This window comes from Mesorhizobium sp. P160927, assembly GCF_057766385.1.
Window position 1 is genome coordinate 3,839,827 of the sequence record NZ_JBYMDW010000001.1, and the last position, 15,659, is coordinate 3,855,485.

General features: G+C 62.1%; 19 protein-coding genes. 10 read left to right on the top strand and 9 right to left on the bottom strand.

All coding sequences use genetic code 11. From position 1 onward, the window contains the following. Positions 1-14 precede the first annotated feature (14 nt). On the top strand, positions 15-1,832 hold the full coding sequence (ade, locus tag AC3CB8_RS18675) for an adenine deaminase (RefSeq protein WP_352563156.1): 1,818 nt from the start codon (positions 15-17) through the stop codon (positions 1,830-1,832). 24 nt (positions 1,833-1,856) lie between these two features. Here ade and AC3CB8_RS18680 read toward each other — a convergent pair whose 3' ends face one another. Together AC3CB8_RS18680 and AC3CB8_RS18685 are read right to left on the bottom strand one after the other, a co-directional pair. Then, positions 1,857-3,017 (bottom strand): alpha/beta hydrolase, encoded by a 1,161-nt coding sequence (locus AC3CB8_RS18680; protein WP_023773112.1) that lies wholly within the window; start codon positions 3,015-3,017, stop codon positions 1,857-1,859. Between the two features lie 144 nt (positions 3,018-3,161). Next, complete coding sequence (locus AC3CB8_RS18685) at positions 3,162-4,193, bottom strand: alpha/beta hydrolase (RefSeq protein WP_352563185.1); 1,032 nt, start codon at positions 4,191-4,193, stop codon at positions 3,162-3,164. 439 nt (positions 4,194-4,632) lie between these two features. On the opposite strand from AC3CB8_RS18685, the gene ilvA reads away from it, so the two are divergent. Together ilvA and AC3CB8_RS18695 are read left to right on the top strand one after the other, a co-directional pair. After that, a complete protein-coding gene (gene ilvA, locus AC3CB8_RS18690) occupies positions 4,633-5,889 on the top strand; it encodes a threonine ammonia-lyase IlvA (protein WP_352595801.1) in 1,257 nt (418 codons plus the stop codon). Then, entirely contained in the window at positions 5,886-6,440 is a 555-nt protein-coding gene (locus AC3CB8_RS18695) for a DUF1697 domain-containing protein (protein ID WP_352595803.1), read from the top strand. The genes ilvA and AC3CB8_RS18695 overlap by 4 nt, the downstream gene beginning before the upstream one ends. A gap of 47 nt (positions 6,441-6,487) precedes the next feature. Here the strand turns inward: AC3CB8_RS18695 and AC3CB8_RS18700 are convergent, their stop codons facing one another. Both AC3CB8_RS18700 and gloA read right to left on the bottom strand, forming a co-directional pair. Next, positions 6,488-6,781, bottom strand: coding sequence for a DUF2218 domain-containing protein (locus tag AC3CB8_RS18700; RefSeq protein ID WP_023773108.1), 294 nt, complete (start codon positions 6,779-6,781; stop codon positions 6,488-6,490). Between the two features lie 133 nt (positions 6,782-6,914). Beyond that, complete coding sequence (gene gloA / locus AC3CB8_RS18705) at positions 6,915-7,355, bottom strand: lactoylglutathione lyase (protein WP_023773107.1); 441 nt, start codon at positions 7,353-7,355, stop codon at positions 6,915-6,917. 216 nt (positions 7,356-7,571) lie between these two features. Between gloA and AC3CB8_RS18710 the strand changes: the two genes are divergently transcribed. The 3 genes from AC3CB8_RS18710 to AC3CB8_RS18720 are packed head-to-tail and all read left to right on the top strand — an operon-like array spanning position 7,572 to position 9,538. Next, positions 7,572-8,165 carry a cold-shock protein gene (locus tag AC3CB8_RS18710; protein WP_032922500.1) on the top strand — a complete coding sequence of 198 codons (594 nt, stop codon included), beginning with the start codon at positions 7,572-7,574 and terminating at the stop codon, positions 8,163-8,165. A gap of 23 nt (positions 8,166-8,188) precedes the next feature. Continuing rightward, positions 8,189-8,749, top strand: coding sequence for a DUF192 domain-containing protein (locus tag AC3CB8_RS18715; RefSeq protein WP_023773106.1), 561 nt, complete (start codon positions 8,189-8,191; stop codon positions 8,747-8,749). Positions 8,750-8,770: 21 nt separating this feature from the next. Further along, entirely contained in the window at positions 8,771-9,538 is a 768-nt protein-coding gene (locus tag AC3CB8_RS18720; protein ID WP_023773105.1) for an alpha/beta fold hydrolase, read from the top strand. Between the two features lie 48 nt (positions 9,539-9,586). On the opposite strand, the gene AC3CB8_RS18725 is transcribed toward AC3CB8_RS18720, so the two are convergent. Further along, on the bottom strand, positions 9,587-10,183 hold the full coding sequence (locus AC3CB8_RS18725; protein WP_023773104.1) for an HD domain-containing protein: 597 nt from the start codon (positions 10,181-10,183) through the stop codon (positions 9,587-9,589). Positions 10,184-10,316: 133 nt separating this feature from the next. Between AC3CB8_RS18725 and cysE the strand changes: the two genes are divergently transcribed. Together cysE and AC3CB8_RS18735 are read left to right on the top strand one after the other, a co-directional pair. Beyond that, complete coding sequence (gene cysE, locus AC3CB8_RS18730; protein ID WP_015318060.1) at positions 10,317-11,165, top strand: serine O-acetyltransferase; 849 nt, start codon at positions 10,317-10,319, stop codon at positions 11,163-11,165. Between the two features lie 139 nt (positions 11,166-11,304). Next, complete coding sequence (locus tag AC3CB8_RS18735) at positions 11,305-11,508, top strand: DUF3126 family protein (RefSeq protein WP_006200852.1); 204 nt, start codon at positions 11,305-11,307, stop codon at positions 11,506-11,508. Positions 11,509-11,560: 52 nt separating this feature from the next. On the opposite strand, the gene AC3CB8_RS18740 is transcribed toward AC3CB8_RS18735, so the two are convergent. Then, positions 11,561-12,292 carry a hypothetical protein gene (locus AC3CB8_RS18740; RefSeq protein WP_023795127.1) on the bottom strand — a complete coding sequence of 244 codons (732 nt, stop codon included), beginning with the start codon at positions 12,290-12,292 and terminating at the stop codon, positions 11,561-11,563. A 141-nt stretch (positions 12,293-12,433) separates the two neighbouring features. Here AC3CB8_RS18740 and AC3CB8_RS18745 point away from each other — a divergent pair, with 141 nt between their 5' ends. Together AC3CB8_RS18745 and AC3CB8_RS18750 are read left to right on the top strand one after the other, a co-directional pair. Beyond that, positions 12,434-12,760, top strand: a complete 327-nt coding sequence (locus AC3CB8_RS18745; RefSeq protein ID WP_031248088.1) for a DUF6949 family protein — start codon at positions 12,434-12,436, stop codon at positions 12,758-12,760. Between the two features lie 19 nt (positions 12,761-12,779). Next, the gene (locus AC3CB8_RS18750; protein ID WP_352563159.1) at positions 12,780-13,307 is read left to right on the top strand and encodes a gamma carbonic anhydrase family protein; all 528 of its coding nucleotides are present in this window, start codon (positions 12,780-12,782) and stop codon (positions 13,305-13,307) included. A 38-nt stretch (positions 13,308-13,345) separates the two neighbouring features. On the opposite strand, the gene AC3CB8_RS18755 is transcribed toward AC3CB8_RS18750, so the two are convergent. The 3 genes from AC3CB8_RS18755 to AC3CB8_RS18765 all read right to left on the bottom strand — a co-directional run bounded on the left by AC3CB8_RS18755 (position 13,346) and on the right by AC3CB8_RS18765 (position 15,648). Further along, complete coding sequence (locus AC3CB8_RS18755) at positions 13,346-13,909, bottom strand: ankyrin repeat domain-containing protein (protein ID WP_352563160.1); 564 nt, start codon at positions 13,907-13,909, stop codon at positions 13,346-13,348. Positions 13,910-13,987: 78 nt separating this feature from the next. Continuing rightward, the gene (locus AC3CB8_RS18760) at positions 13,988-14,740 is read right to left on the bottom strand and encodes an NYN domain-containing protein (RefSeq protein WP_352563161.1); all 753 of its coding nucleotides are present in this window, start codon (positions 14,738-14,740) and stop codon (positions 13,988-13,990) included. Between the two features lie 299 nt (positions 14,741-15,039). Continuing rightward, positions 15,040-15,648, bottom strand: a complete 609-nt coding sequence (locus AC3CB8_RS18765) for a transglutaminase-like cysteine peptidase (protein WP_023773100.1) — start codon at positions 15,646-15,648, stop codon at positions 15,040-15,042. Positions 15,649-15,659: the final 11 nt, after the last annotated feature.

Genomic DNA, 15,659 nt, shown 5'->3' on the forward strand with positions numbered 1-15,659 from the left:
AACAGGAGCCTTTGATGATCAGGAAGCCGCTTGTCCGCGCGACAAAACCCAAACCGTGGACCGAAATGGCGACCGATCTGGTCGACGTCGCGATGGGCCGCAAACCCGCCGATCTGGTGATCCGCAATGGGCGCTGGGTGAACGTCCATTCGGGCGAGATCATCGCCGGCACCGACATCGCCATATCAGGCGGCCGCTTCGCCTATTGCGGGCCGAATGCCAGCCACACGATCGGGCAGGGCACCAAGGTGGCCGACGCCGGCGGGCGCTACCTCGTGCCCGGCCTATGCGACGCGCACATGCATGTCGAGAGCGGCATGGTGACGGTCACCGAATTCTGCCGCGCCGTCATCCCGCACGGCACCACCTCGATGTTCATCGATCCGCACGAGATCGCCAATGTGCTGGGCCTGCCGGGGGTGCGGCTGATGCATGACGAGGCTGTGGCCCTGCCCATCAACGTGCATGTTCAGATGCCGTCCTGCGTGCCGTCGGCGCCGGGGCTGGAGCATGCCGGCGCCGAGCTGACCGTTGCCGACGTTGCCGAGGCAATGACTTGGGACAACATCATCGGACTTGGCGAGGTGATGAATTTTCCAGGCGTCGCCGCCAATGATCCTGTCATGTCGGGCGAGATCGCCGCGACGGTTCGTGCAGGCAAGACGGTTGGCGGCCACTATGCCTCGCGCGACCTTGGCTTGCCGTTCCACGGCTATGTCGCCGGCGGACCCGAGGACGATCACGAAGGCACGCGTGCCGAGGACGCCATCGCCCGCGTGCGCCAGGGCATGAAGGCGATGCTGCGGCTGGGCTCGGCCTGGTATGACGTTGCTTCCCAGATCAAGGCGGTGACGGAGAGCGGCATCGATCCGCGCAATTTCATCCTGTGCACCGACGACAGCCACTCCGGCACGCTTGTCCAGGAAGGCCACATGGACCGAGTGGTGCGCCACGCCATCCAACAGGGGCTGAAGCCGGTGACCGCGATCCAGATGGCAACGCTCAACACCGCTCAGCATTTCAAACTGGAACGCGAGATCGGTTCGATCGCGCCGGGGCGGTTGGCCGACCTGCTGGTCGTTTCCGATCTCACCGCAATGAGCATCGACGAGGTCTATGCGCGCGGCGTCAGGCTGGCCAAGGGCGGCAAGCTCGACATCGATATCCCGGCCTACGACTATCCGGAGTCGGCGAAGAACACCGTCAAGTTGGGCAAGAAACTCAAGGCCGGTGATTTCGATATCGCGGCACCCAAGGGCGCCAACGAAGTGCGGGTGCGGGTGATCGGCGTCATCGAGAACCAGGCACCCACGCGGGCTCTGGAGGCCGATCTGCCGGTCGAGGATGGGCTGGTCGCGATGGATCGCCGCAACGATGTCTGCCAGATCGCGCTGGTCGAGCGACACAGGGGCACGGGTGGCGTCACCAATGCCTTCGTCTCCGGTTTCGGTTACATGGCCGATTGCGCCATGGCCTCCAGCGTCGCCCATGACGCCCATCACATCATTTGTGTTGGCACCAACAAGCAGGATATGGCGCTGGCCGTGAACCGGCTGGGTGAAGTCGGCGGCGGCGTCGTGCTGTTCTCCAGGGGCAAGGAACTGGCGCTGGTCGAAATGCCGATCGCCGGGCTGATGTCCGACGAGCGGGCCGAGATCGTCGCCGCCAAGGCTGAGAAACTGACCGAGGCGATGCGCGAGATGGGCTGTTCTCTGAACAACGCCTACATGCAGCACTCGCTGCTGGCGCTGGTCGTCATTCCCGAGCTCAGGATTTCCGACGTCGGGCTGATCGACGTGACGACGTTCCAGAAAGTCGATCTGTTCGTCTGAGACCAGTCGTCCGCTCGTGGCTGCTCAGCCGCCGGTGGCGATGGTCAGCACCTTGAACGGCGTCGTGATGATGACTTCTGCGGCGGAGCCGACGACCTTTCCCAGGCCCTGGCCGATATTGGCGAGCTGTGCCGGATTCTCGTCCGCGGCGAGCCCGGCCGGCGTGCGCAGCCGGTCGCCCAGCAATTGCACCAGGAACGGGTTGTCGGCGAACTTCGCGTGGTTGAGGCCGCCGTCACCGCCTTTCGTTTTGGTCAGATCGACCACCGACACGCCATAGGAGGCGAGATCGGCCGCATCGCCATAGTCGCCGACGCGCGGTTTGTCGCCGGAGATGAACGAGGACAATTTGAGCGCCCGGTCGTCGCCCGAAAGCAGCACGGCGAACGGCTTGTCGGGTTTGCCATAACGGATCATCTGCTTCTTGAACACGTCGACATCAATGTCCGGTGAGGCAAGGATGACATAACCCAGCTTGCCGCCGAGATCGCGGTCGCCGGTAATGGCAAGTTGGCGCAGCGCCTCCATCGTCAGCCAGGTTCCCATCGAATGGGCGATGATGTCGATGCTCTTGACGCGCGTCTTGGCGAGCATCCTGAGTGTTGCCTCGAGATCGTCACGGGCGGCGGTGGAACTGTCCTTGTCGTAGATGTAGCCCGTCGTCTTGGCGCTCGACGCCCATGAGAACAGCACCGGCGTGCCCGGATATTTGGTGTCGTGGGCGATCTGCGTCAGCCGGTAGATGCCGTCGTCGAAACCATTGTTGAAGCCATGCACGAAAACCAGCGCCCGGTCGCCGCGCATGGCGATGTCGGCGCCGACCGCCTTGGCGAATTGCGGCGCGCCTTCGTAGAAGGTGACATCCGTGGCCGCAAAATCCTTGGTCGGATTGCTGTTGGCGGAACCCTTGGCGCGCTCGATGTTACCGACCTGATGGCTCTTCGGAACCGTGACATCGACCCGCGCGAAACTGGTGGTCAGGGAACGGTCACCGTCGAAGACCTGTCGCGGGTCCTTCACCGCTTTCTGGCGGGTGGTGGCGACAAATATCTCATGGGTGGCCGCAATGTCGGATGCCGGTACGGTGACCGTCGTCTTGTTGAGCAGATCATGCGTGTTTCCGGCGCAGCCAGCGACCAGCAGCGCGACCGCGACGACACCTAAACTCTTCAAGCGCAAGGCCACGCGTCGGCTCCCGCATAGGGGGACGTCAAACGCATGACGTCGATCGATACTCCGATAAGGCCAGAGGCGGGCGCGGTCCAGTTCAAAGTGGGCCAATCGTTCGGCGATGCTGAACAGGCACGGCGAAATCCGCTGCGCCGCATTTTACTGTCCAAGCAGGCTGATGCGGTCGGTCACGTCCCGGTCGCTGGCGAAACCATCGTCCTCGCGCAGCCGCTGGCCGATCATCTTCACCAGTGCCGGATTGTCGGCGAATTTCGTGTGGTTGAAGCTGTCGCTGCCCTTGACCTTGGAGAGATCGACGACCGTCACGCCATAGGAGGCAAGGTCGGCGGCATCCTTGTAGTCGCCGACGCGTGGGCGCGAGCCGGCGATCAGGCCGGACAGTCTCAGCGCGCGATCGTCATCCGACAACAGCAGGATGAACGGCTTGTCGGGCTTGCCATAGCGGCGCATCTGGCTCTTGAACACATCGACGTCGATGTCGGGAGAGGCGAGCACCACATCGCCGAGCTTACCGCCGAGGTCGCGGTCGCCGGTGATGGCGAGCTGACGCAGTGTCTCCATCGTCACCCAGGTTCCCATCGAATGGGCGACGATGTCGATGCGCCGCGCGCCGCTCTGCGCCAGCATGCGCAACGTCACTTCGAGCTGGTCCCGGGCGGCACTGGCACTTTCCTTGTCATAGACATAGTCGGTGGTCTTGGCTCCCGAGGCCCACGAGAACAGCACCGGCGTTCCCGGATAACCGGAATCGTGGACGATCTGGGTCAAGCGATAGACGGCATCGTCGAAGCCGGTGTTGTAGCCGTGGACGAAGACCATGACGCGGCCGCCGCGTGCCGCTATGTCGGCGCTGATCGCGCTGGCGAATTTCGGCTGCGTGTCGTAGCCGACGACTTCGGAAGCCATGAAATACTTGGCCGGATCGTTCGATTTGCCGCGCGAGCGCCGCTCGATCTGGCCCGTCTGGTGGAGACCGGGAACGGTGATGTTGACCCGGGCGTAGTTCAGCGTCGCCGAGCGTTCGCCGTCGAAAACCTTGTTTGGATCGTCGGAGGGCTTGCGGGTCGTGGCAATGAAGATCGAGTGGTTGCCCGCGATTTCCGTCACCGGCGCGGACATGACCGCGCTGCCGAGCAGTTCCTCGGTTTTGCGGCCGCCGCAGCCCGCCATCAGCAGCGTCAGCGCAAGAATGCAAATCGTCTTCAAATGCACGTCAAAAATTCCACTCGAGCCCAAAAAGGGCCATCCACCCTCCGCGATATCTCCCCAGCAGGCGAAGTGCGGCGGAAGTAAGTCGTGTCCAGCCAAAATGCGGTCGGCGCCGCGCGACGGCAGGCGCAGTGTTGCCCGAAAGCCAAAGCGGGCAGCAACGCCACAACGTCGCGCAAGACCGGCACCTGCAACTCGGCCGGGTGTCGAACTTCGGCGTCCATCAATGCGCGACCCCGCGCGACGGAGAAGCATGAGCAAACATCCCCAAGTGCTTGCTAGTATTTCGGGAAGCCGCCGTTGCGGTTACAGGCCTGACGGGGCAATGGTCTTGCCGGGCCGGATGTGTAATAGGGTTGTCGTCTAACTCGCCCGCGGGCGATCCCGGGATGATCTTGCCATGACCAGCTTTTCCTCGCGCGTCGCCGTCGCCGCCTCCGCGATCCGCCAGATCTTCCCGGAAACGCCGCTGCAGGAAAATGACTATCTGTCGAAAAAGACCGGCGCGCGCGTGCTGCTGAAGCGCGAGGATTTGAGCCCCGTGCGCTCCTACAAGATCCGTGGCGCCTTCAACTTCTTCCGCAAGGCGCTTGGCGAAGGCAACCAGGCCGAGCTGTTTGTGTGTGCGTCCGCCGGCAACCACGCGCAGGGCTTCGCCTTCGTCTGCCGCCATTTCGGCAAGAAAGGCGTGGTGTTCATGCCGGTGACGACGCCCCAGCAGAAGATCGACAAGACCAGGCTATTTGGCGGCGATTTCGTCGAGATCAGGCAGGTCGGCGATTTCTTCGACGACTGCTACCGCGCCGCCTTCGAATTCACCGAAAGATCCGGTGCCCACATGGTGCCGCCCTTCGATCACAAGGATATCATCGAGGGCCAGGCGACGGTCGCCTATGAGATCGTGGACCAGATGCCGGGCGGGCGCGTGCCCGACATCGTCATGCTGCCGGTGGGTGGCGGCGGGCTCGCAGCCGGGGTGACGCACTATTTCGCCGATCAGGGCCGCGAGGCGCGTTTCGTCTTCTGCGAGCCGGCTGGCGCGCCGAGCCTGCGCGAGAGCCTAGCTGCGGGAAAACGGCTGAAGCTCGCCAAGGTCGACAACTTCGTCGACGGCGCGGCGGTCGCCGAGATCGGCCGCGAACCTTTGCGATATCTCAAGGAGTTTGCCGCCGACAGCGTGCGGCTCATCCCGGAAAACCGGCTCTGCGCGACCATGATCGAGATGCTCAACATCGAAGGCGTGGTCCTGGAACCCGCCGGCGCGCTGGCGATCGACGCGCTGAAGGATTTTTCCAGGAAGGAGATCAGGGGCAAGACCATCGTCGCCGTGGTGTCCGGGGGCAATTTCGATTTCGAGCGGCTGCCGGACGTCAAGGAACGGGCGCTGCGCTTCGAGGGCCTGAAGAAATACTTCATCATCCGCTTTCCGCAGCGGCCGGGCGCGCTGCGTGACTTCCTCGACATGCTGGGTCCGGATGACGACATCGCCCGCTTCGAATATCTGAAGAAGTCGGCGCGCAATTTCGGCTCGGTGCTGATCGGTATCGAAACCAAGGATCGGCGCAATTTCGATCTCCTCGAGGCAAATTTCGAGGCCGGGGGCGTCCAGTATCAGGACATCACCGAAAACGAGACATTGGCCGGGTTCATCATATGAGCGGAAAGATCTTCATCGCCCTGTTTTCCGGCATCAATGTCGGCGGCAATCGCATCGTCAAGATGGCGGAGTTGCGGGCCTTCTTCGAGGATCTCGGCTTTTCCGATGTCGCCACCTATGTTCAGAGCGGCAATGTCGTGTTCCGGGCCGACAAGGGTGACGCGGCCGCGCTGACCAAAGGGATCGAGGCAGCTTTCGAGACAAAATGGGGTTTCCATTCGCGCATCATGGTGCGCGATTTCGAATGGTTCGAAAGGCTCGTGCGCGAAAATCCGTATCCGGAAGCTGCCGCCGATCACACAAAGCTCCACGCCTATGCGCTGGAGCGTGAGCCGACCGCCGACGAGGTGGCGCGGTTGGCGGAAAAGTGCACCGGTCCCGAGCGTTTCGAGGTCAAGGGCGATGTGCTCTACCTCAGCGCGCCGGACGGGCTCGGCAAATCGGTGTTCGCCAACCTCATTCCGCGCACGTTGAAAGTGCCGGGCACGGCACGCAATTGGCGTTCGGTGCTGGCGCTGCTGGAGATGGCGGGCAAGTCCGGCAGCGATTGATCCATGCGTCTCGCCGGAAATGCGCGGCGGCGACACGCATGAACGAACTACGCCACCTCGGCGCGTTTCCAGTCGAAGGCCAGTTCTTCGCGGAACGCAAAGCGCTTGATGTGGTCGGCAACGACGCTTTCGAGGCGCTCGATCGAAGCGGGCTCGTTGGTCGATACCGTGATGTGCAGCGCTGCCCCGTCGGCGTCCATGACCGTACGGCCGAGTGAAAGGTCGATGATGCCGTGGTTGGGGTCGAACTCGACGGGAAACTTGTGGGCCCAATGCTTGCACAGCTGTTGCAGATAGCGGCTTGCATGGGCCGTGGCGACATTGGCATGGCTGGTCGGCATGAAGGGTTCTCCGAAGCTCAATCTGATGACGAGGCGGCGCCACTCTTCAGGGCAGGCGCCATAGCTGCATAGATAGGCACAACCTCACCAAACACCATCGAGTGGCCGCCGGCCACTCGAAAAGGGTGACCGATTACCAGCTTCCGGTATTCGCCATCGATGCCCACGGCTCTGCCTTGGCCTTGGCCGGGCCTTTCTGCAGAAGCTCGATGGAGATGCCGTCCGGCGACTTGATAAAAGCCATGTTGCCGTCGCGTGGCGGCCGGTTGATGGTGACGCCATTGTCCATCAGATGCTGGCAAGTAGCGTAGATATCGTCGACCTCATAGGCGAGGTGACCGAAATTGCGCCCGCCCTTGTAATCTTCCGGATCCCAATTGTAGGTGAGTTCGACCAGCGGCGCCTTCTCGTCGATGCCGCTCTGCTCGTCTTCCGAAGCCGCCAAGAAGATCAGCGTGAAGCGGCCCTGCTCGTTTTCATAGCGGCGAACTTCCTTCAGGCCGAGCTTGTTGCAGTAGAAATCGAGCGAGGCATCGACATCGGCGATGCGGACCATGGTGTGCAGATAGCGCATGTGTTTTCCTCGATCTGTTGAGTTGCGGCGCAACATAGGGTCGGCCCGGTCAAAGGGCAATCGTGAGGCGCAAGCGGTGCCGGCAAAGAACAAATCCGGTATTCCCGCAATGAACCGTGAAAAAAGGCACGTCAGCTCTTGCACACACCGGAAGCCGCGGTGTTAATCTGGTATCAAGAATCAATTGCGGTGTTCTTGAATAAAGGGGGCATTCTTATGGGGGAAAAGGCCTCTTTGACGGGGCGGGCCAATACCCTTGGCGACGCTTTGACGCGCGACGAAGGCAGCGATGCCGACCTGGCCGAGATTGCCGGCGCCATCAAGTGGTTCGATGTGGCCAAGGGCTATGGCTTCATCCTCCCCGATGACGGTGTTTCAGGCGATATCCTCCTCCATGTGACTTGCCTTCGACGGGACGGCTTCCAGACTGCCCTTGAAGGCGCGCGCGTGGTCTGCCTGGTCAAGCAAGGTGAGCGCGGGCTGCAGGCTTTCCGTGTGCTTTCCATGGATCTCACCACCGCCGTCCATCCCGCTGAAATGCAGGAACAGCGCACCCACGTCTCCGTGACGCCGGAGAGCGGGCTCGAACGGGCTTTGGTCAAATGGTTTAACCGCACGAAGGGGTTTGGCTTCCTGACGCGCGGCGAGGGCACCGAGGACATTTTTGTCCACATGGAGACCTTGCGCCGCTACGGCATCACCGAGCTTCGGCCGGGGCAAGTCGTGCTTGTCCGTTTCGGCCGCGGTGACAAAGGCCTTATGGCCGCCGAAATTCACCCCGATATGGGCACCTTGCCGGTCTCGCACTAGGGCGATCCGGCCGAGGATTTCATATGACACACAGGAACGGGCTGACGGCGGGCGTGATGTGCGCCGTGGCTGCCGTCATGGTCGCCGCTGCCGCGTTTTTCTATTTCCAGGTACCCAGCGCGGCCGATGGCCGGGCGATGATCCTTCCCGTCGATCCCGCGCCGCTGGTTGTGGCGACGAAAAACGGAGATCGCTCGTTTTCCATTGAAGTCGCCGACACCGACGCGGAGCGGGAGGCCGGACTGATGTATCGCCAGGATATGGCGGACGACCATGGCATGCTGTTCGTCTTTCCGATCCAGCAACAGGTCGGCTTCTGGATGAAGAACACGCCGCTGCCGCTTGACCTGATCTTTATTGGTCAGGACGGCAAGATTCGTGCGGTGAAGCAGGGCGTACCGCAGTCCGAGGCCGTCATTTCACCCGGCGTGCCCGTGCGTTTCGTACTTGAACTCAAGGCCGGCATGGCCGCCAGGAACGGCATCGAATATGGCAATCTGTTGAGCCATCCGGCCATCGGCACGGTCGTCGGTCCGAGCGCGCCGCCGGCGGACAACGGTGATGCGCCAAATGGCGGCGGCTGAGTGCCAATGGTGGTGTAGCCGATGCAGTTTTTCTCTCATGACGGGTTCGATCTAGCCTTCCTCGACCGCCAGCCGGCATCGGGCGAGGGCGATCCGGTGCTCATGATCCACGGCTTTGCGTCGAGTCATTATGTCAACTGGGTGTCGCCCGGCTGGTTCAAGACGCTCAACGATGCCGGCTACCGCGCCATCGCCTTCGACAATCGCGGCCATGGCTCGTCATCCAAGAGCTATGAGGAGGCCGATTATACACCGGCGAAAATGGCTTCGGACGCGGCAGCCCTGCTCGGTCATCTCGGCATCGAGCGCGCCCATGTCATGGGTTATTCGATGGGCGCGCGCATCGCGGCGTTCCTGGCGCTTTCTGACCCGGACAAGGTGGCGACGCTGGTCTTTGGTGGCCTCGGCATCGGCATGATCGATGGGGTAGGCGATTGGGATCCAATCGCTGCCGCCCTTCTGGCCGAGGATCCGGCCGCGACCACCCATCCGCGTGGTCGCTCTTTTCGTGCCTTCGCCGACCAGACCCGCAGTGACCGCCGGGCGCTTGCCGCCTGCATCGTCACCTCACGGGAACTGCTTGACGAGCAGGATATTGCCCGCATCGCCCAGCCGACGCTGATCGCCGTCGGTACCACCGACGACATCGGCGGATCGCCGGACGAGCTTGCGGCGCTGATGCCGAACGCCAAGGCCTTCCACATCGAGGGCAGGGACCATATGCTGGCCGTCGGGGACAAGACCTTCAAGCAGCGCGTGCTGGAGTTCTACGCCGAAAATCCGCTCTGAGGCTCCGGCGTTCGGGGACGAAGCGTCTCGGGTGGCGAAATCGATACATCAGGTCAAGGCCTGCAGCGATCGCGCCATGTTCAGCCTTGCCTGCGGCTCGAAGCGCTGCCGGAACTCCTGCGTGTGAAAAATATGCGGGCGGGCAAGGAAGCTTTTCAGCACCGCGCCGCGGCCGGCACGCCACATCGGCTCTTCCACCCAGCCATATTCGCGGCGAACCGCGCGTTCATAAGCGTCGAATGCATCCGGTGCGGCACCCAGGATCGAAAGATCCATGTCGAGGAACAAGCTGGCGTCGCGCGTCGCCGCAACGTCGTCGAACAGCGGCAACTGGTGCGTGGCGGTGGCGAGGATCATTGCGCTGACGCGGCTCAGGCGACCGGCATCGATGCGGCCGGCGAGCTTTTGCTCGGCAAGGGCGGCACTTTGCGCTTCATTGTCCTTGGCCCTGCTGTCGTAAACGGCGTCGTGGAACCAGATCGCCGCTTCGACGGCTTCGCGGTCGTCTAGAAGGGTTCGATAATCGCGGGCCAGTGCCAGCATCGCCTCGATATGGGCGAGGTTGTGATAGTGGCGATCGCCGCCCTTGTAGAGGACCGAAAGCTCGGTTTTCAGGTCATCGTCGATCAAGGGTTCGTTTTCCATGGCTGCTTGAATTCCCGCGAACCAAATCCATTTGACACAGCACTAAGGAAAATTGAGTTCAATCATGCTATGAACTGGCTTATATGTGCGGCCAGATGGCAGGCAGACTAGCAGGACGCAGGACGAGACGTCGATGAACAGCATCAGCATTTCCCGCCAAAGCGCGTTGCAGCCGGTCGATCCGATCTGGCGTTCGATCCGCGACGAAGCGATGGAAGCGGTCAACCGCGACCCCTTGTTGGCTGCGTTCCTCTATTCCACGATCCTCAACCAGGAGAGTCTGGAAGAGGCTGTCATCCATAGGATCGCGGAGCGGCTTGCCCATCAGGATATCGGCTCCGATCTCATTCGCCAGACCTTCAAGTCGATGCTCGCCGACGACAAGGACTGGCCGACCACGGTGCGCGTCGACATCCAGGCCTATTATGACCGCGACCCGGCTTGCGACCGGTTCATCATGCCGGTGCTCTATTTCAAGGGCTTTCATGCCATCCAGACCCACCGGCTTGCGCATTGGCTGTGGAACCACGGCCGCAAGGATTTCGCGCTCTACCTGCAGAGCCGTTCGTCCGCGGTCTTCCAGACCGACATCAATCCGGCCGCGCGCATTGGCAAGGGCATCTTCATCGATCACGCCACCGGCCTCGTCGTCGGCGAGACGGCGGTTATCGAGGACGACGTGTCGATCCTGCATGGCGTGACGCTGGGCGGCACCGGCAAGGCCGGCGGCGACCGCCATCCCAAGATCCGCCACGGCGTGCTGATTGGCGCCGGCGCCAAGATTCTCGGTAACATCGAGATCGGCCATTGCTCCAAGATTGCCGCCGGATCGGTAGTGCTGTCGCCTGTGCCGCATAACAAGACGGTAGCCGGCGTGCCGGCCCGCGTGGTTGGCGAGACCGGCTGCGACCAGCCATCGCGCCAGATGGACCAGCTTCTGCCGTCGCAGAAGATGGACCATGTTATCAGTTTCGATATCTGATTTGCCGGCACTTGCCCCGTAGGACTGCCCGGCAGCGCTGCCGCTTCCGGTGCAATAAGGCCGGCTTGCCTTTACATCGCCATTGTCGACGTGCCAGAAGCGCCGTTCAAATGAGCAAGCCGATGATCGGAGAAGACTGTTGAAGCCGGACGAAATCAGAAAGCTGGACGCCTATTTCAAGCGCGTCTTCCAGAACCCCAAGCTTGAGGTCAAGGCACGGCCGCGTAAGGAAGATTCGGCCGAGGTCTATGTCGGTGACGAATTCCTCGGCATCGTCTTCAAGGACGAGGACGACGGCGACTACAATTTCTCGATGGCGATCCTGGACATCGACCTGGCCTGAGCCCGCAATTCCACGGCAGGCCGCATCGAGCGCGGCCGGCCTCTTCAGCCTGTCAATGACCGGTTTTGAGGATCCGCCCCGCCTTGGCCATGATTGCCGCGTCGAGCGTCTGCCAGTCGCCAAGGAATTCCCTTGGGAAGCGATAGGTAAGGCTGAGATCATCCCCGACATGGATGTCCCGCTCGCAGGGCGCCAGCGATTCGCCGGCGCTCGGCCCGCTGAGGCAGCGGGCCACGAAAGGGTCGTTGCCCGCGCGCTTGCCGACGACCAGCACTTCATTCAGGTACCCTGATTTCTCATTGAACCCGTAGACCGTCGTGCCGCCGGGGCCTGGAATGCCGGGCTGGACGATGAGCGCGCTGTAGATCGGCCCGAACCGGCCGCTCATGTCACGCGACATCATCTGCTGCTCGAAGGACAGGAAAATGATGTTCCTGTCGGTTCCGGCGTGGTTGAAATCATCACGCGACGCCTCGCTGTAGCCGTCCATCTGGGGATAGCGCATATAAAGGTCGAGGCGCGTGGCGACGCTGTCGCGCCGGGCCTGCTCGAACCGGATGAAATTGGCCGGCACGGTGATGACGTTGTTGCCGATCGCCACTTCGCGCACGGTCGCGTCGTCGGTGTAGCCGGCCATGGCAATGGAACGGCCGAACCATTTGCCGCCGAGGCTGATGGCTATCGACAACACGGCCAGAGCCGCGAAGGCGTAGAACACCCGCTTCATCAGCATGGAATCGACCACGGTCAGTTTCGGGCCGTCGGCGATCGCTGCCTGCTTCATCTCGGTCCTCGTTCCGCCGCCAATCGGCCATCCCCGCGGTCGAAGTGTCCCTTGACGGCACACTTCGCACGGCACGGCCCTTGCAGACTTCCTGAAACGACTGTGCGATTTCATGGTAAATGGAGGGTTAACGTGGCCCAGATGGAACTCTTGCTGTTCGCTTTTGTCGTCGGACTGACGGTTTGCGGTCTGGCGGGCTCGACAATGGAGCTGGTATCGGGTCGCAAGGTCGCCTTCACCGAACCCTATGTGTCGCCCGCCCATGTGTTGCGCTCGCTGGCTGTCACCGCGGGCGCCGGGCCGTTCATGCTGGTCAACGATGCGCTTGACGCCAGGCGGGCGAACCGCATCTCGGTAGTGGCGCTCCTGTCATGCGGCTGCACCGCTATTGCCTGGTCGCTGGCGCTGGGCATCGTCGTGCTTGCCATTGCTTCCTGGGCCACCGGTCTCCTAGGGTTTCCGGCCTGAGGGGAATCGGAGACCGAAAATGCCGCTTTATGCGATCGATGGAACGGAGCCGAGCTTCGCCGACGCGGACTCGAACTGGATCGCGCCCGATGCGACGCTGATCGGCGACATCAGGATCGGCCGCAATGCCGGCTTCTGGTTCGGCGTCGTCATCAGGGGTGACAACGAGCCCATCGTCATCGGCGCCGAAACCAATGTGCAGGAACATACCGTCATGCACACCGATCCCGGCTTTCCGCTGACCGTCGGAGAGGGCTGTACGATCGGCCATCGCGCCATGCTGCATGGCTGCACGATTGGTGACAACAGCCTGATCGGCATGGGCGCCATCGTGCTCAACGGCGCCAGGATCGGCAAGAATTCACTCGTCGGTGCCGGCGCCCTGGTCACCGAAGGCAAGGAATTTCCGGACAATTCGCTGATCGTCGGTTCGCCGGCCAAGGCGATCAGGGTGCTGGACGACGTGGCGGTCGAGCGGCTGCGGGCCTCGGCCGCGCACTATGTCGCCAATGGCAAGAGGTTCAAGGCGGGGCTGACGAAGGTTTGAGGTCTCGGCCCGGGCATGCCGTCGGCCACCGGCGCCAATCAATCCCGGTTGGCGGTTGCGCGCTCCGCAAGAGCTGCCCGCAGCAGCGACGCGCCCACCTCGAACCCTGCAATGTCTGCTTCTTCCAGCGCTGTCGTGTAGTGGTCGATGCGAGTCCTCAAAGAGGGATCCGCGCCGGCGGCTAAAAGCAGGCGGATCGCCTCGGCGTCTCGCATGGCCACGGCTTGGTGGAGCGGCGTCCAGTCGTTGACACCTCGGATGTCCGCACCGGCGCCGTGATCGATGAGGATGCGGATAATGTCGAGTTTGTCCGCGCGCTCGGTGGACAGCGCCGCGATGATCGATGGAAATCCGGCATGATCGTCGTAGTTTGGGCTCGACCCGGCGTCGAGCAGCGCCGCGACGAAGGCAAGCGGGCTCCAGTAGATCGCGTATTCGAGCGGATGGCCAAGGCCGAGCTCAAACGGCATGCGCTCGTCGAACCAGCGGGGCGAACCGCTCAGGGCGGTGCCGAGGGCCTCGAAGTCGCCAGCCTTGAAGGCATCGTCGATCGCCTTGAACAGACGATCGCGCTCGCATCGATCTTCCGGAATTTCCAGCATGGCAATGACCCAACTCGTGCGGGATTGCAGACGATACGCCGCTGCGAATCCTCACGTGCAGAGGCGTTCCGGTCCAACTCACCCCGATTTGTTTTTCCCTTTTTTTGTGGGGGCGGTGTTGATGCGTATTCGCATGGCTCCGCCGCTGGCCTTGTCGATTTCGAAAGCAGCCGTCTCCCGCACCAGATCGCTCAGCTTCCCGAAACCGTAGGTACGGGGATCGAAATCCGAGAAGAGGTTTAAGAGCTGCTTTCCAAAGTTACTCAGGGACACCCAGCCATCCTCGCTGTCCATCTGACCGACAACTTTCCTCAGGATCGGCGTTGCGGCGTTCGGCGACTGGAGCGGCTTCGTGGCCGGTGCGGCATCCTGAACGCTAATTGCGCCACGCAGGAGATTTTCAGTGTAGATGAAACGGCGACATGCCTGCCGAAAGCTTTCTGGGGTTTTCCGCTCGCCGAAGCCGAACACATCGACGCCCTGTTCGCGGATGCGGGCAGCAAGCCTCGTGAAGTCGCTGTCGGACGAAACCAGACAGAAGCCGTCAAAGCGACTGCTATGGAGAAGATCCATGGCGTCGATCACCAGAGTGATATCTGACGCATTCTTACCGACAGTATAGGCAAACTGTTGCTGCGGTATGATGGCGTGTTTGGACAGGATGTCGGCCCACCCTTTCGACCGGGCGCTTGAGAAGTCGCCGTAAATTCGACGAACTCTGGCCTCGCCTATCTTGGCGATCTCCTCGAACAGACCGTCGGCAATCTTGGCGGAAGCGTTGTCGGCGTCGATCAGAACGGCAAGACGTGGTGATCGGGGTTCGGTCGGCATGCGACACCTTTGGTGACTAGCGCGCTTTCGACGTTCGCCAGCTTGGCCAGCGTATCTCGTGCGGAGAACGTCGGAACCATATCCGCCGACGAACCGACAGTCGAGGATCCTGCGGCATTCTGAAAGCAAGCGGAGTACGGAAGCCGGCTCATGTGCCGGCGCAATCGGCCAAAAATGGTGGAGCCGGCCCGGGGACGGGGCCGGCTCCTTTGACCCGGTCGTTGGGGACGGGGAGGGTGGGACTCGACCGGGTTTCTCGGTAAGCGCGTCGTGCAACGCGCCTGACCTCATTGGCGTCCTCAGCGGACGCTGGCGACCGCGTCGGAACGGCCGTCGTTGATCGTCATCCAAACGCCGGAATTCTCCGTCGATTGACGCTTGAGATAGGTATAGTCGGTGTCCGTCCAGGACAGCACCTTGGTTTCAAGATTGTCGAGGATGAACTCGCCGAGGCTGGTGCGCACGGTCAGTACCGCGTGGCCGTCACCATTCGGCTGCCGCGCAACCGTCATCAAGAGGTCGCCGGCCGGCACGCCCGCATCCATCAACTCGCGGCGCTTTTCCAGCGCGTAGTCCTCGCAATCGCCATAGCCATTGTCCGGGTAGGCCCAGTATTCCTCTGCACCGTAGTTTTCCATGTCGGTGCGCGGCTTGATGCGGGTGTTGACCGAATTGTTGATGCTGACGATCGTCGCCCAGAGCTTGCGGCTCAGGTCGACCGGCGTCCCCTTGGGGGTCTTCTCGTTGCATTCGCCGGGGATGCGTTGGCAGAATTCATAGTGGCCAACAGGCTGCGTCGTGCGTCCGCCGGTATGCATATAGGCCGGTCCCGCGGCATATGCTGATCCCCAGGCGGAAAGCTGCATCGCCATTGCCATCAGCAACAGCTTGCCCCTCGTTTTTTTCATTGTTCAGTCTC